At 72.7% G+C, this 19,473-nt stretch carries 16 protein-coding genes; 4 read left to right on the forward strand and 12 right to left on the reverse strand.

Features of this window, described 5'->3' with window-relative positions:
* Nucleotides 1-323 precede the first annotated feature (323 nt).
* Nucleotides 324-1,331: a stage II sporulation protein M gene (locus tag AMK31_RS16525; RefSeq protein ID WP_073941302.1), complete on the reverse strand. Its 1,008-nt coding sequence runs from the start codon at nucleotides 1,329-1,331 to the stop codon at nucleotides 324-326.
* A 130-nt stretch (nucleotides 1,332-1,461) separates the two neighbouring features.
* Between AMK31_RS16525 and AMK31_RS16530 the strand changes: the two genes are divergently transcribed.
* Entirely contained in the window at nucleotides 1,462-2,409 is a 948-nt protein-coding gene (locus tag AMK31_RS16530) for an RDD family protein (protein WP_107468633.1), read from the forward strand.
* Between the two features lie 23 nt (nucleotides 2,410-2,432).
* Here the strand turns inward: AMK31_RS16530 and AMK31_RS16535 are convergent, their stop codons facing one another.
* Both AMK31_RS16535 and ahcY read right to left on the reverse strand, forming a co-directional pair.
* On the reverse strand, nucleotides 2,433-3,047 hold the full coding sequence (locus AMK31_RS16535; protein WP_073941303.1) for a hypothetical protein: 615 nt from the start codon (nucleotides 3,045-3,047) through the stop codon (nucleotides 2,433-2,435).
* A gap of 255 nt (nucleotides 3,048-3,302) precedes the next feature.
* Nucleotides 3,303-4,760: an adenosylhomocysteinase gene (ahcY, locus tag AMK31_RS16540; protein ID WP_073941304.1), complete on the reverse strand. Its 1,458-nt coding sequence runs from the start codon at nucleotides 4,758-4,760 to the stop codon at nucleotides 3,303-3,305.
* 380 nt (nucleotides 4,761-5,140) lie between these two features.
* On the opposite strand from ahcY, the gene lepB reads away from it, so the two are divergent.
* The gene (lepB, locus tag AMK31_RS16545) at nucleotides 5,141-5,815 is read left to right on the forward strand and encodes a signal peptidase I (RefSeq protein WP_241842659.1); all 675 of its coding nucleotides are present in this window, start codon (nucleotides 5,141-5,143) and stop codon (nucleotides 5,813-5,815) included.
* 75 nt (nucleotides 5,816-5,890) lie between these two features.
* On the opposite strand, the gene AMK31_RS16550 is transcribed toward lepB, so the two are convergent.
* The 6 genes from AMK31_RS16550 to AMK31_RS16575 all read right to left on the reverse strand — a co-directional run bounded on the left by AMK31_RS16550 (nucleotide 5,891) and on the right by AMK31_RS16575 (nucleotide 11,899).
* Nucleotides 5,891-6,871, reverse strand: coding sequence for a cation diffusion facilitator family transporter (locus tag AMK31_RS16550; protein ID WP_073941305.1), 981 nt, complete (start codon nucleotides 6,869-6,871; stop codon nucleotides 5,891-5,893).
* Nucleotides 6,872-7,003: 132 nt separating this feature from the next.
* Nucleotides 7,004-8,155, reverse strand: coding sequence for a mannose-6-phosphate isomerase, class I (manA, locus tag AMK31_RS16555; protein WP_073941306.1), 1,152 nt, complete (start codon nucleotides 8,153-8,155; stop codon nucleotides 7,004-7,006).
* Nucleotides 8,156-8,249: 94 nt separating this feature from the next.
* Nucleotides 8,250-9,377, reverse strand: coding sequence for an SIS domain-containing protein (locus AMK31_RS16560; RefSeq protein ID WP_073941307.1), 1,128 nt, complete (start codon nucleotides 9,375-9,377; stop codon nucleotides 8,250-8,252).
* Nucleotides 9,378-9,466: 89 nt separating this feature from the next.
* On the reverse strand, nucleotides 9,467-9,637 hold the full coding sequence (locus AMK31_RS16565; RefSeq protein ID WP_020940431.1) for a Trm112 family protein: 171 nt from the start codon (nucleotides 9,635-9,637) through the stop codon (nucleotides 9,467-9,469).
* 226 nt (nucleotides 9,638-9,863) lie between these two features.
* Nucleotides 9,864-11,228: a phosphomannomutase/phosphoglucomutase gene (locus AMK31_RS16570; protein WP_073941308.1), complete on the reverse strand. Its 1,365-nt coding sequence runs from the start codon at nucleotides 11,226-11,228 to the stop codon at nucleotides 9,864-9,866.
* Between the two features lie 248 nt (nucleotides 11,229-11,476).
* Nucleotides 11,477-11,899 (reverse strand): DUF3499 domain-containing protein, encoded by a 423-nt coding sequence (locus tag AMK31_RS16575; protein ID WP_073941309.1) that lies wholly within the window; start codon nucleotides 11,897-11,899, stop codon nucleotides 11,477-11,479.
* A 242-nt stretch (nucleotides 11,900-12,141) separates the two neighbouring features.
* On the opposite strand from AMK31_RS16575, the gene AMK31_RS16580 reads away from it, so the two are divergent.
* A complete protein-coding gene (locus tag AMK31_RS16580; protein WP_073941310.1) occupies nucleotides 12,142-12,591 on the forward strand; it encodes a metallopeptidase family protein in 450 nt (149 codons plus the stop codon).
* A gap of 33 nt (nucleotides 12,592-12,624) precedes the next feature.
* Here AMK31_RS16580 and AMK31_RS16585 read toward each other — a convergent pair whose 3' ends face one another.
* From AMK31_RS16585 to AMK31_RS16595, 3 genes are all read right to left on the reverse strand, one after another.
* Nucleotides 12,625-14,121, reverse strand: coding sequence for a DUF5719 family protein (locus tag AMK31_RS16585; protein ID WP_073941311.1), 1,497 nt, complete (start codon nucleotides 14,119-14,121; stop codon nucleotides 12,625-12,627).
* Nucleotides 14,118-17,807, reverse strand: coding sequence for a glycosyltransferase family 2 protein (locus AMK31_RS16590; protein ID WP_079186850.1), 3,690 nt, complete (start codon nucleotides 17,805-17,807; stop codon nucleotides 14,118-14,120). Before AMK31_RS16590 ends, AMK31_RS16585 begins: the two co-directional genes overlap by 4 nt.
* A 182-nt stretch (nucleotides 17,808-17,989) precedes the next feature.
* Nucleotides 17,990-18,253: a WhiB family transcriptional regulator gene (locus AMK31_RS16595; RefSeq protein WP_003975777.1), complete on the reverse strand. Its 264-nt coding sequence runs from the start codon at nucleotides 18,251-18,253 to the stop codon at nucleotides 17,990-17,992.
* Between the two features lie 676 nt (nucleotides 18,254-18,929).
* Between AMK31_RS16595 and AMK31_RS16605 the strand changes: the two genes are divergently transcribed.
* Nucleotides 18,930-19,469 (forward strand): cysteine dioxygenase, encoded by a 540-nt coding sequence (locus tag AMK31_RS16605; RefSeq protein WP_073941314.1) that lies wholly within the window; start codon nucleotides 18,930-18,932, stop codon nucleotides 19,467-19,469.
* The last annotated feature ends 4 nt before the right edge of the window (nucleotides 19,470-19,473 follow it).

Genomic DNA, 19,473 nt, shown 5'->3' on the forward strand with positions numbered 1-19,473 from the left:
GACTCTATCAGATCTTTTCTCGATCCGATTTCCTCGGTGCTTTCCAGGTTCCCGCTTTCGCGTTTCCCTTTCCGGCGCCTCCGACTTTATCAGATCTTCCGGGCCGGTCAGACCGGCCGTTCATTTCCGATTTCATCGGGAGGAGTGCTTCGTCGAAATCGCCGTTTCATCGACGTTTCTTCGAAGCGGATAGGTTCTCAAGGTTACCGACCGGATGACGTCCAGTCCAGGCAACTGTTCGAATCTACCTCCCCGCGCGCTCCGTGTCAACGGCTCTTGCGGGGCGAAGAGGAGACTAGCAGCTCACAGGACGTGGATGCACATCACGCGGCCGTCGGCGCGGTCGCGCTGCGCTCGTCCGCCCCAACGTCGCCGGTCTCGCCCGCGCGGGCCGCACGTCCGCCGAGGACGTAGACGTAGGTGAGAAAGACCAGTTCAGCGACGATTCCGATGGTGATGCGGGCCCATGTCGGCAGGCCCGACGGGGTGACGAAGCCTTCGATGGCGCCGGCGACGAAGAGGACCAGTGCAAGGCCGATCGCCATGCCGATGGCGGCTCGTCCCTCCTCGGCGAGGGCCGTGCGGCGGGTGCGGGGGCCCGGGTCGATGAGGGTCCAGCCGAGGCGGAGACCGGTTCCGGCCGCGACGAAGACCGCGGTGAGTTCCAGCAAGCCGTGCGGGAGGACGAGGCCGAGGAAGGTGTCGAGGCGGCCGGCCGCGGACATCAGGCCGAAGCCGATGCCGAGGTTGAGCATGTTGAGGAGCAGGATCCAGATGACCGGGAGGCCGAGGAAGACGCCCATGACCAGGCATACGGCGGCGGCCTGGGCGTTGTTCGTCCAGACCTGGGCGGCGAAGGAGGCCGCGGGGTGGCTGGAGTAGTAGGACTCGTACTCGCCGCCGGGGCGGGTCAGCTCGCGCAGCTCGGTGGGGGCGGCGATGGAGGCCTGGACCTCGGGGTGCGTGCCGATCCACCAGCCGAGGAGGGCCGCGATCAGCGTGGAGAGCAGAGCGGTGGGCACCCACCAGTGCCGTGATCGGTAGACGGCGGCGGGGAATCCGTAGGTGAGGAAGCGGGTGACGTCGCGCCAGGAGGCTCGGCGGGTTCCCGTCACCGCTCCACGCGCGCGTGCCACCAGCTGGCTGAGCCGCCCGGTCAGCTGGGGATCGGGGGCGCTCGACTGGATGAGGGAGAGGTGGGTGGCGGTGCGCTGGTAGAGCGAGACGAGCTCGTCGACCTCGGGGCCGGTGAGGCGACGCTGGCGTTGCAGCAGGGCGTCCAGGCGGTCCCACTCCGCGCGGTGGGCGGAGACGAAGACGTCGAGGTCCATCGGTGTGCCTGCTCCCTCGGCTGTTTCGTCGGGGACTCGTCGTGGATCAGCTTGTCGTACTGCGGCGCGATGTGCCCTCAGCTTGGCAGACTGGCCGTTCCGGGGGCAGGTCAGGGAAGGACAGCGGGGCGTGAGTGAGCTGGTGACGGGTGAGGCGGTGGCGCTGGAGCTGCGCCCTGCGAGGCTGCCCAGCAGGGCGCTGGCCGTGCTGCTCGATCTGGTCGTGGCCGTGCTGGCCTATTTCGGCGTGTCGATCGTGCTGATCCTGGCCACCGCTTCGCTGGACGTGGCCGCCCGGACGGCGTTGTCGGTCGCGGCGTTCGTGCTGGTGCTGGTGGGCGGGCCGATAGCGGTGGAGACGCTGAGCCACGGGCGGTCGCTCGGGAAGCTGGCTTGCGGGCTGCGGGTGGTGCGGGACGACGGCGGGCCGATCCGGTTCCGGCACGCGCTGGTACGCGGGGCGATCGGGGTCGTCGAGATTCTGATGACGTTCGGAGTCGTCGCCTGTATCGCCTCGCTGGTCTCGGAGCGGGGGCGGCGGCTGGGGGACGTGTTCGCGGGGACCCTCGTCGTGCGGGAGCGGGTGCCCGAGGCGCGGACGGCGTTCGTGCCGCCGCCTCCGCCGTGGCTGTCGGGGCGGTTCTCGGGCCTTGATCTGTCCGCGGTTCCGGACGGGCTGTGGCTGGCCGTGCGCCAGTACCTGACGCGGATGCAGCAGCTCGATCCGCAGGTGGGCTGGGCGATGGCGGAACGTCTCGCCACCGACGTCGCGGCGCGGACGGGTGCTCCGGTGCCACACGGGGTTCCTCCGGCCGCCTATCTGGCGGCCGTGGTGCAGGAGCGCCAGGCCCGGGAGGTCCGGCGGGTGTACGCCAACGGCGCGACGGCCGCCGGCGGCACCGTTCAGTCGGCGGGAGCGGGCTCCGACTCCAGCTCAAGCTCCGGTTCCGGCTTCGGCTCCGGATCCGGCTTCGACTCCGGCCCGGTGACTGGGGCGTACGCCCCGCCGACCGGCGCCGGCCCTTCCTCATCCGCGGTGGGCGAGCCGCCTGCCACCGGGTTCGTTCCCCCGGCCTGAAGGCCCACCGCCTGGCCGGAGCCTCACTCGAACACGGACGGCGGGGTTTCCAGGTCCTCCAGCTCGATGCCGGGTGCCGCGAGGACCACGTCGCCGGTGATGTGCACGGTGTGCTGCTCGCCCGTGTCCAGGGCTGTGACCTGGTATTCGTCCACGGTCAGGGGGGCGTTGTCAGTGGCGTGTGTTTCTCTGTTCACCAGGGCCCAGGACTGGTCGACGGTGAGCGGGGCGAGGACCGGGTCCGTGAAGGCGACGAGGCGTACGCGGGTGGCGGTTCCGGAGGGGGTGAGGCGGAGCAGACGGGCGGTGGCGACGAGGAACGCGGGGGATGTGCCGGTGAAGGCGTGAGCGGGGACGTTGCCTTCCGTGGCGTGAGCGCCGGTGGGGTCCGTGCGGACCCAGGTGACGCCGTCGAGGGCGGCGCCGCGCACCTGCCAGCCGCCGGCGTGGAGTTCGAGGCGGATGGGGCGGCCGAGGTCGTCGAGGGCCAGGTCGACGGAGCCCAGGTGGTCGCCGGACGGGGTCGTCAGCTGGGAGACGTAGCGCCAGCCGGAGGGGCCGGGGGCGCAGTGGAAGTGCTCTTGTGCGAGGGGGGTGTGATCGTGCGGATCGTGGAGCGAATAGCGGCCGCGGGGCATGGGGGTCCTGGGGTTGACGGGCTGGTCGGGTCACCTCGTTGAGTCGCCCGGGTTTCCGGTTGTCGAGTCGCCCGGGTTTCCGGCCGACGGACGCCGGTCGGATGGCGGACGCCGGTCCGGCCGAGTCGGCCGCCGACCGGTCCGGCCAAAGGGGCAGGCCCCCGACACGGGGGTGCGGGGGCCTGCCTCGGAGGACCTGCCGCCGGGACGGCGCGCCGGTGCACGGGCGCGCTTCCCGGCGGGCGGGGCCGCGACTCAGTAGCGGTAGTGGTCCGGCTTGAACGGGCCCTCGACCTTCACGCCGATGTACTCGGCCTGCTCGGGGCGGAGCGTGGTCAGCTTCACGCCGAGCGCGTCCAGGTGGAGGCGGGCGACCTTCTCGTCGAGGTGCTTGGGCAGCACGTAGACGTCGGTCGGGTACTCGTCGGGCTTGGTGAACAGCTCGATCTGGGCCAGCGTCTGGTCCGCGAAGGAGTTGGACATCACGAACGACGGGTGACCGGTGGCGTTGCCCAGGTTCAGCAGGCGGCCCTCGGACAGGACGATGATGACCTTGCCGTCGGGGAACGTCCAGGTGTGGACCTGCGGCTTGACCTCGTCCTTGACGATGCCGGGGACCTTGGCGAGGCCGGCCATGTCGATCTCGTTGTCGAAGTGGCCGATGTTGCCGACGATCGCCTGGTGCTTCATCTTGGCCATGTCCGAGGCCATGATGATGTCCTTGTTGCCGGTCGTGGTGACGAAGATGTCGGCCTTGTCGATGACCTCGTCGAGGGTCGTGACCTGGTAGCCGTCCATCGCGGCCTGGAGGGCGCAGATCGGGTCGATCTCGGTGACGATCACTCGGGCGCCCTGTCCGCGCAGGGACTCGGCGCAGCCCTTGCCCACGTCGCCGTAGCCGCAGACGACCGCGGTCTTGCCGCCGATCAGGGTGTCGGTGGCGCGGTTGATGCCGTCGATCAGGGAGTGGCGGCAGCCGTACTTGTTGTCGAACTTCGACTTGGTGACGGCGTCGTTGACGTTGATCGCCGGGAACAGGAGGGTGCCTTCGCGCTGCATCTCGTACAGGCGGTGGACACCGGTGGTGGTCTCCTCGGTGACGCCGCGGATCTCGGACGCCAGCTGGGTCCACTTCTGCGGGCTCTCGGCGACCGTGCGGGTGAGGAGCTCGAGGATGACGCGGTGCTCCTCGGACTCGGCGGTGTCGGGCGAGGGGACCTTGCCGTCCTTCTCGTACTCGACGCCCTTGTGGACGAGGAGGGTGGCGTCGCCACCGTCGTCCAGGATCATGTTCGGGCCGCCGGTGGGGGTGTTCGGCCAGGTCAGCGCCTGCTCCGTGCACCACCAGTACTCCTCCAGGGTCTCGCCCTTCCAGGCGAAGACCGGGATGCCCTGGGGGTTGTCGGGCGTGCCGTTCGGGCCCACGGCGATGGCGGCGGCCGCGTGGTCCTGGGTGGAGAAGATGTTGCAGGAGGCCCAGCGGACCTGTGCGCCCAGGGCGGCCAGCGTCTCGATGAGGACCGCGGTCTGCACGGTCATGTGCAGGGAGCCGGTGATGCGGGCGCCCTTGAGGGGCTGTGCCTCGGCGTATTCCTTGCGGATCGCCATCAGGCCCGGCATCTCGTGTTCGGCGAGGGTGATCTCCTTGCGGCCGAATTCGGCGAGGGAGAGGTCGGCGACCTTGAAGTCCTGTCGGTTGTCGACAGTCGTCATTACGAGCTGCTCCTCGGAGGTTGGGTCGAGGTGGGTACGGCTGATCTGCGCGGCGGCGGACACCGGGGTGCCCGAAGAGGACACAGGCATGCCCGCGTACGCGCAGCGCAGTCCGTCGGAGGCCCTCTCTCCCTCGGTCGGTCCGCGATGGGACCGCCCGACCGCCATCAGCAGCGACGTCTGGCTCCGTCCCAAGCTACACCGGTCGGCCCGCCGGTCCCCAGCCCACGGGCGAACACATCGCGCCGATCACATGGCGTCGCGGTGGTGTCTTCGCCCTCGCCGGTGGGGTCCGGGAGCGGCTGCCGGGTGCGGCCGACGACGGGGCGGCCGCTAGCCTCTGCGGCCGCGGATGTTCCTTGTGGGGAGGGAGTGGCGGGGTGGACGAGATACGCCGGGTCACGGTGGTGGCCTGGGTTGTGGGGATGCTGGGGGTGGCGTTGATGGTCACGGCCCTGGTGTCCCTGCGGGACGGGTACAAGCTGGTCACGGTGCAGGGCGAGAGCATGCGGCCCACGTACGGCGTCGGTGATCCCGTCGTCGTGGAGCGTGTCGGCGCGGACGAGGTGCGGCGGGGTGATGTGGTGCTCTACGGAGTGCCGGATCGCTACGGGGACGACTACGTCCTGCAGCGGGTGATCGGTATGGGCGGTGACCGGGTGGTGTGCTGCGTCGGGGCGACGGGGACGGCGAAGGAGCGGATCCTGCGCGACGGCGCGCCGCTGGTGGAGCCGTACGTCGACGGTGGTGTCGCGGACGGGCTGGGCCGTCCGTACGACGTGCGTGTGCCGGAGGGCCGGCTGTTCCTGCTCGGGGACCACCGGCTGAACTCGCGGGATTCGCGCGCGTTCCCCGACGACCAGGGCGGCACGGTCCCGGCGGAGGCGGTCGTCGGCCGGGTGACCGGGTCCTATACCGGGCCCGTGCTGCTGGCCCTGCTTCTGCTGTTCGGGCTGGTGCTGCTGGCCGGGGCGGTCCTGCTCGCGATCCGGGCCCGGAGCGTGCGGCGGCGGCCGGCGGAGTTGGTGCAGTTCTGGCCGGATCACTTCAGATGACCGGACAGGAAGGCCTGCGCACGTGAAGGGCCCCGTCGCTCCTGTCGAGCGGCGGGGCCCTTCGGCCGTTCCGGATCAGTGGCCGTCGGCCTGCGGCGTCGGGCCGCCCGGGGTGGCCTCCGGGTCGGGGCCCTTGGCGGCCTCGGCCTCGCTGTAGATGTCCGGCTCGAGGTAGATGACGCGGGCGGTCGGGACGGCCTCGCGGATGCGGGCCTCGGCGGCGTCGATGGCGGCGGCGATCTCGCCGGCCGTGTCGTCGTGCCGGACGGCGATCTTGGCGGCGACGAGCAGTTCCTCGGGGCCGAGGTGGAGCGTGCGCATGTGGATGATGCGGGTGACGGTCTCGCCGTCGACGGTCGCGGCCTCGATCTTCTGGACCTCTTCGAGGCCCGCGGACTCGCCGAGGAGCAGCGACTTGGTCTCGGCGGCCAGGACCAGCGCGATCAGGATGAGCAGCACGCCGATGCAGAGGGTGCCGATGCCGTCCCACACGCCGTCACCGGTGAGCAGGGCGAGGCCCACGCCGCCGAGCGCGAGGATCAGGCCGACGAGGGCGCCGAGGTCCTCCAGGAGGACGACCGGCAGCTCCGGCGCCTTGGCGTGGCGGACGAACTCCTTCCAGGACTTGCGGCCGCGCAGGACGTTGGACTCCTTGATGGCCGTGCGGAAGGAGAACGCCTCGGCGATGATCGCGAAGACCAGGACGCCGACCGGCCAGTACCAGTGCTCGATCTCGTGCGGGTGCTTGATCTTCTCGTAGCCCTCGTAGATGGCGAACATGCCACCGACCGAGAACAGGACGATCGAGACGAGGAAGGCGTAGATGTAGCGCTCGCGGCCGTAGCCGAACGGGTGCTGCGGGGTGGCCTTGCGCTGGGCCTTCTTGCCGCCGAGGAGCAGCAGGCCCTGGTTGCCGGAGTCGGCGAGGGAGTGCACGGACTCGGCGAGCATCGAGGACGAGCCGCTGAAGAGGAACGCCACAAACTTGGATGCCGCGATCGCGAGGTTGGCGGCGAGTGCCGCCACGATCGCCTTGGTGCCGCCTGACGCGCTCATGTGTTCGCGTTGTCCCTTCTTACGTACGCCACTGCTGCTGCCGGGCTTTGCCCGCCCTTGACGGTGGGCCATTGTTGCAGTCCCCGCGCGGGCGGCGTCGATGGGCGTCCTTACGCAGGCTTTACGAAGTTGTCAGGCGATGACCGTGGCCCTGAAAAGCGTTCCGGAGCCGGACACTTCGGCCTTTTCACCCGCCGGGACGAAGACGGACTGGCCGGGGCGCAGTTCGTGCTCGCCCGTCCGTACCGCGCCGGCCGTGCAGAGCAGGATCTGCGGGGTGCCGCGGGTGAGGTCGTGGTCGGCGCCGCCCTCGGGGAGGACGTACCGGGAGAGCCGGAACTCGTCGATGGGGGTCTCGTACACCTCCTCCCCGTCGGGGGTCGCCTCCGGGCGCAGCACGCCCGGGTCGCTCGCCTCGAAGCGGACGATCCGCAGGAGTTCGGGGACGTCCACGTGCTTGGGGGTCAGGCCGCAGCGCAGGACGTTGTCGGAGTTGGCCATGATCTCGACGCCGAGGCCCTTGAGGTAGGCGTGCGGGATGCCGGCGCCGAGGAACAGGGCCTCGCCGGGCTGGAGCCGGACGTGGTTCAGCAGCATCGCGGCGATGACGCCCGGGTCGCCGGGGTAGTGGTGGGCGATGTCGGCGTAGGGCGCGTAGGCGCCGCCGAGGCGGGTGCAGGCGGCGGTGGCCTCGACGACCGTGTGGGCCATCTCCTCGCGGTCCGCGGAGAGGACGGCGGTCAGGACCTCGCGCAGCGCCGCGTCCTCGGGGTGGGCGTGCAGCAGGTCGACGTACGGCTTGAGGGAGGCGACGCCCAGCCCGTCGAGGAGGCCGGCGGTCTGTACGGGGTCGCGGAAGCCGCACAGGCCGTCGAACTCGGTGAGCGCGCAGATCAGTTCGGGCTTGTGGTTGGCGTCCTTGTAGTTGCGGTGCGGCGCGTCCACCGGCACGCCGCGGCGCTCCTCGTCCTCGTAGCCCTCCTTCGCCTGGGCGAGGTCGGGGTGCACCTGGAGGGAGAGGGGGGCGCCGGCGGCGAGGATCTTGAGGAGGAACGGCAGCCGCGGGCCGAACCTGGCGACGGCGGCAGCGCCCAGCTCCTGCTCCGGGTCGGCGTCCAGGACCTCGGCCAGGGTGCCACGCGGGGTGCGCGACGGGGCTCCCGGGTGGGCGCCCATCCACATCTCCGCCTGGGGTTCGCCGGTCGGCTCGACCCCGAGCAACCGCGGGATCGCGGTGGTGGAGCCCCAGGCGTAGGGGCGGATGGTGTTGTCCAGGCGGTCCATGGGGCTCTGCGTTCCTTCTGCCGGTTTCTCGGTGCTTGCGACGCGTGCGCCGCGGCCCGGCGGGCCTACGGCGGTCAGGGCGTCCTGGGCAAGATCAGGCCCTCGATGCGAGCGCCAGGTAAACGGCGGCGAAATCCGTGATGGCGATCAGTTCGGCCAGGGTCTCCAGTTCGCCTCCGGCCTCCGGTTCCAGTTCGCTGATCGGCGTGTCGTGGCTGAGGGCCAGGTCGCGGGCCGCGGGGGCCGCGGTGAGGCCGCCGATGGGGCGGTCGCGGAGCAGCACCACGCGCGCGTGCAGGGCGGGCGGCTCCTCCACGCGGTCGCGGAAGAAGTCGTCCGGGTCGGCGCTGGCGGCGAGCGGGCCCGCGAGGAGGGCGCTGTGCGCGGCGAGCGCCTCGGGCAGTTCGGCGACCAGGGCGGGCCGGCCGGACAGCTCGGCGAGGCCGGCGGCGAAGCGGCGGCCCGCGGGGCCGGCGGAGGTGCCCTCGGTCCAGATCACCGGGAGGGCGTCGGCCACCTCGGCGGCGAGGGTCTTGGCGGGGTTGCTGTAGGTGGCGATGGCCGGGCCGCAGCGTTCGGCGATCTGGTCGAGGCGGTCGGCGACCTTCTCCAGCGCGTCGCCGGGGGCGCCAAGCAGTCCGACGCGGTCCAGCAGCGCGAGGAGGGGTGTGAGCAGCGCCCACAGCACTCCGGGGGCGGATCCGGCGAGGGGTTCGTCCTGCTCGTACGGGGCGGTGGCCAGCGGTACGAAGAGGCCGTGGGCGCCGGCGACGGCCTCGGCGATCGGGGTGCGGGGCGGGGCGACGGCGACGACCGTGCAGCCGCGGCGGTAGGCCTGCTCGGCGAGCAGGGAGAGGCCGGGTTCGGTGCCGTCGGGGGTGGCGATGAGCAGGAGGTCGACGGAGCCGGCCCAGCCGGGGAGTTCCCAGCGCAGGGCTCCGGCGGCGGGGGCGACCCCGGTGGGCGCCAGGCGGATGACCGGGCTGCCGGGGCCGGCGAGGGTGCCGAGGAGGTCGGCGGCGTGGGTGGGGGCGGCGCCGGGGCCGGCGATCAGGACCGCGCGGGGGCGGCCGTCCGGCTTGAGGTCGCCGATGCCGGCCTCGGCGGCGTGCCGGGCCGCGGTGCGGACGCGGGCGCCGGCCTCGGCGGCGCCGCGCAGCAGGCCGCGCCGGTCGGCCTCGGCCAGGGCCTCGGGGTTGTCGAGCAGCGATTCGTCCAGCATGGGCGGCAGCCTCCGAAGCCGGGTCGTCTGGTCGTCTGTGCGGGTCGCCTGTGTGCGGTGCTCCGCGGCGCGGGGCGCCGGGGTTCGCGTTACGCCGGGCGGCGGGCCTCGTCGACGAGGAGGACGGGGATGCCGTCGCGGACGGGGTACGCCAGGCCGCAGTCCTGGCCGGTGCAGATCAGCTCGGCGTCCTGCTCCTTGAGCGGGGCGTGGCAGGCCGGGCAGGCGAGGATCTCCAGGAGGCCGGCTTCGAGCGGCATGGGGGTTCCCTTCGGGGCGCGGATGTGTGTGGGTGGGGCCGTGTGGCTGGTACGGCGCCGTGTGCGGTCGTGCCTGGTCAGCGTACCGCCGTGGGGGGTGGTGTGCCGGGGTTGGGCGGATGCCGGGGAGGCGCGGGGGCGGGCGGGCGCCGAGGGGGGTTCGCCCCTGGCGCCCTGGCCGCTCGGCCGGGTACCCGCTCCCGCGTCGGCCGCTCCTGCCGGGGTGTCAGCCGCGGATGATCTCGAGGACCTCGTCGCGGACCTTGGCCATCGTCGCCTCGTCGCGGGCCTCGGCGTTGAGGCGCAGGAGGGGCTCGGTGTTGGAGGGGCGGACGTTGAACCACCAGTCGGCGGCGGTGACGGTGAGTCCGTCCAGCTCGTCGAGGGTGACGCCCTCCTGGGACTCGTACGCCGCCTTGATCGCGGCGAGGCGGGCGGCCTGGTCGTCGACGGTGGAGTTGATCTCGCCGGAGCCGGCGTAGCGGTCGTACTCGGCGACGAGGGCGGACAGGGTGCCTTCCTGGCCGCCGAGGGCCGCCAGGACGTGCAGGGCGGCGAGCATGCCCGTGTCGGCGTTCCAGAAGTCGCGGAAGTAGTAGTGCGCGGAGTGCTCGCCGCCGAAGATCGCGCCGGTCCTCGCCATCTCGGCCTTGATGAAGGAGTGGCCGACGCGGGTGCGGACCGTCGTGCCGCCGTTCTCCTTCACGACCTCCGGGACGGACCAGGAGGTGATCAGGTTGTGGATGATCGTGCCCTTGCCGCCGTGCTTGGCGAGCTCGCGGGCGGCGACGAGGGCCGTGATGGCGGACGGCGGCACGGGGTCGCCGTGCTCGTCGACGACGAAGCAGCGGTCGGCGTCGCCGTCGAAGGCGATGCCGAGGTCGGCGCCCTCCGCGCGGACCCGCTCCTGGAGGTCGACGATGTTGGCCGGGTCGAGCGGGTTGGCCTCGTGGTTGGGGAACGTGCCGTCCAGCTCGAAGTACATGGGGACGAGCTCCAGCGGCAGGCCTTCGAAGACCGTCGGCACGGTGTGGCCGCCCATGCCGTTGCCCGCGTCGACGACGACCTTCAGGGGGCGGATGGAGGTGAGGTCGACGAGGGAGCGGAGGTGGGCCGCGTAGTCCTCCAACGTGTCCCGCCGCGTGACGGTTCCCGGCGTCGCCGCCGGCTGCGGGGCGCCCGACTCGCTCCACTGCTCGACGAGTTCGCGGATCTCGGCGAGGCCGGTGTCCTGGCCGACGGGGGCGGCGCCCGCGCGGCACATCTTGATGCCGTTGTACTGGGCCGGGTTGTGCGAGGCGGTGAACATGGCGCCGGGCAGGTCCAGCGCGCCCGAGGCGTAGTACAGCTGGTCGGTGGAGCACAGACCGATCTCGGTGACGTCGACGCCGAGCGCCGCCGCCCCGCGCGCGAAGGCGCTGGACAGGCCCGGCGACGACGGCCGCATGTCGTGGCCGATCACGATCGCGTCCGCGCCGGTCACCTGTGCGAAGGCCGCACCGAAGAGCTCGGCCAGGGACTCGTCCCACTGGTCGGGGACGACTCCGCGCACGTCGTACGCCTTCACGAGCTGTGACAGATCAGCAGCCACGGCCAACCCTCCTGGAAGTCCTGTCGGTCACCACAAACTACCCGCCCGCGCCCGCATTGCGCTGTGTGGTCCGGCGACTGGATGCCGCGCCGTCGGCTCAGGTCAGGGCCTCAACTCGGGTACTGAGGCGGTCCATTTCGCACCGGCACGCGCGCAGACCGGTTCGGGAAGCCGACGGGCCTGCGGTACGGCGATCAGGGCACCCGTGCCGAGTGGGAAGGCTCGGCCATCGGCGAGTTGACGCCCGCTCAGCTGTCGGGCGACCGCAGGACGCGCAGGTGGCCGCGGCGCGCGACCTCCATCGGGTCCGCCGCGCGACCGCCGCCGCCGGCCTGGGCGGCGCGCTCCTGCGGGCGGGCCGCCTCGCGGACCGCGTTGGCAAGCGCTTCCAGGTCGTCGCCGCTCGGGCGGGCGGGGGCCGAACCGTCGAGCAGCCGGACGACCTCCCAGCCGCGCGGGGCGGTGAGGCGCTCGGAGTGCTCGGCGCACAGGTCGTAGCAGTGGGGTTCGGCGTAGGTGGCGAGCGGGCCGAGGACCGCGGTCGAGTCGGCGTAGACGTACGTCAGCGTCGCGACGGCGGGTCGACCGCAGGCGGTTCGCGAACAGCGACGTACAGGGCTCACGACGTTGGACGGTACCGCACTCTTGAGCGGGCCGCGACGACTCTCCACCAGGTCACTCCACCGTGTCGTGTTGTGAAACGTCCCACACACCCCCTCTGGCATACCCCACTGACCTGCACATACATGCATATTCGGGCGCTCGGACCGAACCGGTTCCGGTCACCACTCGGCACAAACACCGTCATTTGCCTCGCGGTCTCCGGTCCCGTAGAGATACGTAATCGAGCTCAACCTTGGCCGGAATGGTCATCCGGCGACACGCCGTGCGCGAGGACTACCCTTCACCAGTGATGGACAACCGAGTACCGCCCCGCGCCGCCGGCCCCGGTCCCCGCCGCCGTGATCGTCACGGCCGGGGTATGCGCGGCCCGATCGCGCCGCCGCAGGTCCCGCTCGCCGCGAGCCGCGCCGACGTGTTCGCGGACCTGGTCCAGGACTCCGTGGAGCGGCTGGAGCGGCGGTGGCCGCAGCTCGCCGACATCGATTTCCTCGTCCTGGAGGTGCCCCGGCTGGACGGGCCGGAGCAGGGCTGGAACGACGAGGCGGTGCCGCTCGGCGGGACGGTCCCGGCGCGCGAGGGACGGCACGCGCGGGTCGTCGTCTACCGGCGGCCGGTCGAGATCCGCACGAAGGGCCGGGACGAGCGGGCGGCGCTGGTGCACGAGGTCGTCGTGGAGCAGGTCGCCGAACTGCTGGGGCTGACACCGGAGACGGTGGACCCGCGGTACGGGGAGGACTGAGCCGGCGCGGGCCGGGCGGCTAGGGCAGTCGCCCTAGTCCTGGAGCACCGAGAGGTCCTCCTCCACCTGCGGCACCGCCACCGTCCCCCGGTCGTCCGGCAGCGTCTGGACCGTGAAGGCCGGCACGCCGTCCTGGTTCGCGGTGACGGTGCGGGCGGCGTGGACCGGGCCGCCCGAGACGGGCTCCACGGTCAGGGCGTAGGTGCCCTTCAGACCGCTCGGGACCGGCAGCTCGACGTCCTGCGTCGTGGCGGACTTGATCGTGTACGTCCTGGACACCGGCGTGCCGCCCTCGCTGCCCGCCGACGCCGTGACCTTGACCTTCGCCGTCTCGCCGGGGGCGGTCAGGGACAGGGTCGTGTCCTTGGCGCCGTTGCCGGCCACGCTGGCGCGGGTCTCCACCGCCTCGGTCGCCGGGATGAACGCCGTCTCCTGTCCGGCGCCCTTGCCGCGCAGCACGCGCACGGCGGCCACCACCGGAACCGACCGGTCCGTGGGCGTCAGGACCAGGGAGCCCGCCTCCCCGCGGGTGACCTCGCCGAGGTCGATCGCGGTCGTCATACCCGCCTTGACGTGCAGCGTCTCGCTGCCGGCGGGGGTGATCAGACCCGACGGCGAGGCGAGCCGCACCTTCAGGTCGGCGTCCGTGTCGCCCGGCGAGAACGCGACGAGCCGGACGGCCGTGGCGTCCTTGGGGATACCCGGCAGCACCAGGCTGCCCGTGGGGTCCGCGGACGCCGTCAGCCAGTCGCCGCCCAGCTTGTCGTCGAGGGCCTGGACCGCCGCGCCGACCCGCCCGCCGCGCACGATCACGTGCACGGTGAGGTTGGTCTGCTCCTCCTCGGTCAGCGTGGACAGCAGGATCGGCTCGGTGGAGCGCGGCGGGACCGTCATGCCCTCGCCCGCCGGGGACTCCAGCGCGCCGTCCTTGCCGTACAGCTCGATGTCCACGACGGCGGCCGAGTCGTCGGGGTTGGTGAGGTGGAGGTAGTCCGTGCGTCCCGCGCCCGTGCTCGCCCCCGGGAACCAGAACTCGGTGTCCGGCGCGGTGCAGTTGACGCCCTGCAGCCCGCGCCCGGTGCCGGCGGTGACCTCGGTGGTCTGCTGGACGGTCCAGCCCGGCGCGTACGCCCCCTCGGCGGTGCCGATCAGCGCGGGCGCGTCGGCTCCGGAGGCGTCGCCGGCGGCCGGCGTCCCCGGCTTCGCGGGCTTGAGCGCGGGCTTGGCGGGCTCGTCCTCCTGCTTCGCCCCGTCGTCCGTCGACTTCCGCGTGGCGGAGCCGAGTTCGGCCTTGCCGTCGCCGCCCGCGCCCTTGGTGACGGGCGTGAAGGACGTGTACGCCGTCTCCGCGAGGTCGGAGGAGCTGGGCGCCGGGCACGCCAGGCTGGTGCGCTCGACGGGCAGTTGCGCGGCCGCGCGGGCGGTGTCCGCGTCCGTGCCCGTCGCGTCGGGGGCGGTGAGCGTGGCGACCGCGGTGACGGCGGCGAGCGCGGCCGTGCCGGCGAACAGGGACAGGGTGGTGCGGTTCACTGCTGGCTCCCGTCGGAACGCTCACTGCCGTGCGGCTGCCGCGCCGGGTCGTACGGCGCCTCGTAGCCCGCCTGGTAGGCCGTCTGGTCGTACGCCGCCTGCTCGTACGTCTGCTGCTCGTAGGCCCCGGGCTGGGCCGGACCGCCGTACGCGTACGGGTCGTACTGGCCGCCCTGGTAGGCGTCCGCCGGGTACGTCTGGCCGTATCCCTGGTACTGCTCGTACTCGGTGTGCGGGTGCGCCGGGGCCGCGGTGTCCGTCCCCCAGGCCGGAACGTCCTCGGCCGGGGGCACCCCCACTCCGTAGGACGGCTGCTGCGGCACCGGCGCCGGGGTCTCCTCCTGCGGAGGGGACGGGGCCGCGTCGGGGGCGGTGCCCTCGGCCTCGGCCTGGGCGCGCAGCCGGCGGGCGCGGCGGCCCTCGCCGGCGGCGGCCTGGGCGGGGACCGGGGTCTCCTCGGGGAGGTCGTCGTCGATGTCGCGGCGGCGGCCGGGGAGGGCGAGGACGACCAGGACGACGGCGAGCGCGCCCTGGGCCCACAGCCACGCGGTGTGGGTGAACGGGTCGTCGTAGGTGACGTCCAGGCGGCCGCCGGAGGCGGGGAGTTCGAAGCCCTGGGCCCAGCCGTCGACCGTGGTGGCGGTGAGCGGCTTGCCGTCGAGGGTGGCGGTCCAGCCCTCGGCGGCGGAGTCGGCGAGGCGCAGCACGCGGCCGTCGGCGCCCGCCGGGATCGTCGTGTGGATCTCGACGGGTCCGGCGGCGACGGGCCGCGGCTCGCCGGAGCCGGAGGCCGGGACGATCGCCGCGCGGGAGACGTCGCGGATCACCCGCCACAGCGCGGTGCCGTCGTCCTGGCTGAGCCGCATCAGGCCCGGCGTGGTGTCCAGGACGCGGCTGACCTCGCGCGGGGCGCCCTTGTGGACCAGCACGTACCGCACGGCGAAGGCGCCGAGCTGGTCGGCCTGGTCGGCGCCGGAGCCGGCGACGAGGTTGGCGACGACCTTGCCGAGCCGGTCGTTCTCGCCCTGCGCGGCGGCGAGTTCGGCGTCGCCGAGGCGGGCGCCGGAGCCGCGGACCAGGGTGTAGCGGACGTGGGCGGTGGAGTCGCTCTCGAGGACGAGCGTGCGGGCCTGGTCGCGGGTGCCGCTGTCCTCGGCGACGAACGCGGGCACCTGCACCGGCTCGCGCCGCTCCAGGGGTCCGTCGGCGCCGCGGATCATCCAGCCGGCGGCGACCAGGAGCGGGCCGGCGGCGGACGCGAAGGCGATCAGCGCGGCGACGGGCTGGCGCCAGCCGAAGCTCTGTTCGGCCACCCGCGCGCGTGCCCCGTCGGCGCCGAGGACGGCGGCGGCGAGGAGGGCGAGGCCGTAGACGAGGGTGGCGGGGCCGGCCCAGGCGGAGCCGTTGGACAGCGCCGCGAAGACGAGGCCGACCAGGGCTGCCGCCCAGGCCGTCCAGATGCCGGCGCGGCGTTCGGAGCGCAGCAGGGCGGCCAGCGCGGCGAGCACGATGCCGATCAGCATCAGCCCGTCGACCGTGCCGGATCCGCCAGGGCTGGCGCCGAGCAGGTCGAGCGCGGAGGCGGCGGAGGCGCCGTACTCCAGGCCGGCTTCCCGGAAGAAGCCGAACGGCAGCAGCGACAGCGACCAGGGGGCGAGGACCAGCAGGGGGGTGCCGAGCTGGGCCAGGAAGCGCAGGCCGTAGGCGGTGATGTCGGTGCGGCGGACGGCGAGCACGCCGATGCCGAGGACGAGCGCGACCGGCCACACGATCGGGGTGAACGCGGTGGTGATCGTCAGCAGCAGGGCGTACGCCCAGGTGGCTCGCCAGCTGCCGCGGGCGCCGCTGTGGTGGGCGAGGCCGCCGGCGGCGACGCCCGCGCGGGCCAGCAGCGGCAGCAGCACGGCGAGGACGGCGGTGCCGAGGCGGCCGCCGGCGAGGGCACCGGTGGTGGCGGGCAGGAAGGCGTAGACGACGGCGGCCCAGGCGCGCAGCAGGCGGGACTCGACGAGCGGCCGGGAGGCGAAGTACGCGGTGAGTCCGGCCAGCGGCACCGAGCAGACCAGCAGCACGGTGACCGCGAGGCCGGTGGAGCCGAAGAGCACGGAGGCCAGCAGCGCGACGAACCCGAGGTAGGGCGGTGCGGCGGGGGTGCCGCCGGCGCCGACCGGGTGCCAGGCGTCGAGGTAGCGCGACCACAGCTCGCCGGAGTCGGCGGGGGCGGGCAGCAGGGCGCCGCCCGTGAGGGCGCCGCCGCCGAGCAGTGCGCGGCAGGCGGCCAGGGAGACGAGCAGCAGCACCAGGAAGAGCATCGGCGCGGGGTTGCGGGCGATGCGCTTGAGGCGGGCGAACTGCTCGATCTCCATGAAGTCGGCGTCGTCGCCGCCGGGTCCGGACTCGATCGCGCCGCCGTGCCGTCCCGCGCCGGCGGTGGTCTCGGAGTCGGAGCGGCCGACGACGTTGCTCGCGACCTGTTCGACGGTGGCCCGCACGGTCGCGCCGGGCGGCGGGAACAGTGCCCGCAGTTCGCCCTTGTCGATCTGCGGCTTGCCGCGCCGGCGGCGTCCGGCGACGATCCGCTCGGGCCGCAGCAGCACGCTCAGCAGGCCCCGGATCTCGTCGACGGCCTGTCCGGGGACCTTGCCGACGAGGTAGGCGAGGGTCCTGAGGAGGGTGCCGAGCACCAGCCGCAGCAGGACCCACGGCAGCGTGGCCGTACGGGTGTTGACGAGCAGGGTGTAGACGGCGCCGGCCTTGTCGACCTTGTGCGGGGAGGCGCTGGTGCGGCCCGCGCAGTCGACGGTGCGGCGCTCGCGGGAGGCGGCCTCGGCGTGCCGGACGACCGCGTCGGGGGCGACGAGGACGCGGTGGCCGGCCGCGTGGGCGCGCCAGCACAGGTCGACGTCGTCGCGCATGAGGGGCAGCCGCCGGTCGAAGCCGCCGAGCTGTTCGAAGACGTCGCGGCGGATCAGCATGCCGGCGGTGGAGACGGAGAGCACGGGCCGGACGTGGTCGTGCTGGCCCTGGTCCTGTTCCCGGCGGTCCAGGCCGGTCCAGCGGCGGCCGGAGTTGGCGATGGAGACGCCGACCTCCAGGAGCTGCCGTTTGTCGTACCAGCCGCGCAGCTTGGGGCCGACGACGGCCACGTCGTCGCGGCCCAGCTCCAGTTCGTTCTCCACGACGCGCAGCAGCTGGGCGAGGGCGTCGGGTTCGGGGGCGCAGTCGTCGTGCAGCAGCCACAGCCACTGGACGGGCTCGCCGTGCGGGAGTTCCGGCAGGTCGTAGGCGTCGTCGCGCCACTGGCGGGTGACGGGGTCCCAGCCGCTGGGCCGCTTCAGGTACGGCAGCTCCTCGGGGGTGAGGTGCGGGGCGGTGCGGTGGGCCTCGTCGACGGCCTGGCCGAAGCCGGTGCGCCGGGCGAGGTGCAGCACGCGATCGGGACCGAGGGCGTCGGTGACCAGCTGGGCGGAGTCGTCGGCGCTGCCGGTGTCGGCGGCCATGACGGACTGCACGGGGCGCTCCTGGCCGAGCAGCCCGGTGAGCGCGTCGGGCAGCCAGCGGGCGCCGTCGTGGGAGACGAGGACGGCTGTCACGACGTGACGCGGATACTCGGGCGGGCGGGCCGGATCAAACGCTGCGGTGGCAGAGAGGTCTTGGCCTGCTGCCGGGTGGCTGTGCACGGACATCGAGGTACGGGCCCCGGTTCGGTGGACTGCGGTGGACGCCTGTGCCCCGAGGGGGCAGCGGGGCGTCTCGGACGAGCGACCACACTATCGGCTGGGCATGACGGCGGCCCGCCGCCTGTGGACAACCCACCCGCGACGGGCCGTTCGCACCTTGTGTCCGCCCTGGCGTGCGGTGGGCCGGGTCAGACGGCCGCCTTCTTCAGCCGGCGGCGCTCACGCTCGGACAGGCCGCCCCAGATGCCGAACCGCTCGTCGTTGGCGAGCGCGTACTCGAGGCATTCGGAGCGGACCTCGCAGGCGAGACAGACCTTCTTGGCCTCGCGGGTGGAGCCGCCCTTCTCGGGAAAGAAGGACTCGGGGTCGGTCTGGGCGCACAGCGCGCGCTCCTGCCAGCCGAGTTCCTCGTCCGCGTCGTCGACCAGCAGTTGCTGCACCAGCTCGGTCATGTGCGCCCCTCGTCTGTCTTTCGCGTCCCCGTGATGTAGCCGTTACCGATCCCGGCTGAACGACACGAGTGAAATTACAAGTGTGCTGCTCCGGGCGAGTCAAGCCGAGATCTGCTATTGAGCCCCTTATTCACTCTGCGGAACCAAGGCCGTGCGGAAAGTGTTCAAATCGCCATAAACCTTGACACGCAGACAGAGCCCACGAGGGTCCACCGCCCCGCACGTACCTGTACGGAGAAGGACGCCCCGGAGTTCGATCTCGTTCCGATACGCACGCCGAAGCGAACCGGATCACAGTCGGATCACAGGATCGCAACGAGCCTTGCGCACCCGGTTGGACGCCATGTGTCCCGGTGGGCGGGTGAACAAACCTTTCATCTGGCAGATCGACCGGAAGAGGTGAAACAGGTCCCACGATCCGGGCTTCGAGTTGACAGTGGAGGTGTGAGCCGCTGTCCTAGTGGGCATGCTCGCGAACTTGGCACTCACCTCGACCCGCACCGCCGGGTCCCTCGGTGCTGCCCGCGCGCGCTGTAGCTGTCGCTGTTCCTGCTGTTGAGCCCCACGCGCTCCGGCCCTGGCCGCGTCCCTTCAGACCCGGCCGCTGTTCCCCTCCCTCCGCCCTCGCGCGGGGCAACCACTCCGTTCGCTCCTCCGCCAAGGAACCACCGCACCCATGAACAGCGACAGCGACCTGCAGATCGCCGGCGACATCCTCGAAGTACCGCACCTGCTCCAGACGCCGCGCGAGCACCCGGCCACCGTGGCGGAGTTCGTCGGCCTGGCCCGTTCCATCGCCGCCGACCGGGCCCAGTGGGAGCACCTGGTGCGCTACGACGCCGCCTCCCGCTGGTACCACCGGCTGCGCACCGGGCCCGGCTACGAGGTCTGGCTGCTGTCCTGGGTGCCCGGTCAGGGCAGCGGGCGGCACGATCACGGCCAGTCCTCCGGAGTGCTGACCGTCCTGGACGGCACGCTCACCGAGCACTCCGGGCGCCGTACCCGCGCGCTGGCCGCGGGCGCCCAGCGGGTGTTCGCGCCGGGGTACGTGCACGAGGTCGTCAACGACAGCCTCGAACCGGCCGTGAGCCTGCACGTCTACTTCCCCGGCCTGACCGAGATGCCCATGCTCCCCCAGTCTCAGCTTCGTTCGACCGGGGGGACCCCCACGGCCCCGCACTGCGAAGCGGCACGGCCGCGTTCCCTGACTGTCTGACGCG

Origin of the sequence: Streptomyces sp. TSRI0107 (genome assembly GCF_001905845.1) — a bacterium.
In the GTDB taxonomy this organism is placed as follows: domain Bacteria; phylum Actinomycetota; class Actinomycetes; order Streptomycetales; family Streptomycetaceae; genus Streptomyces.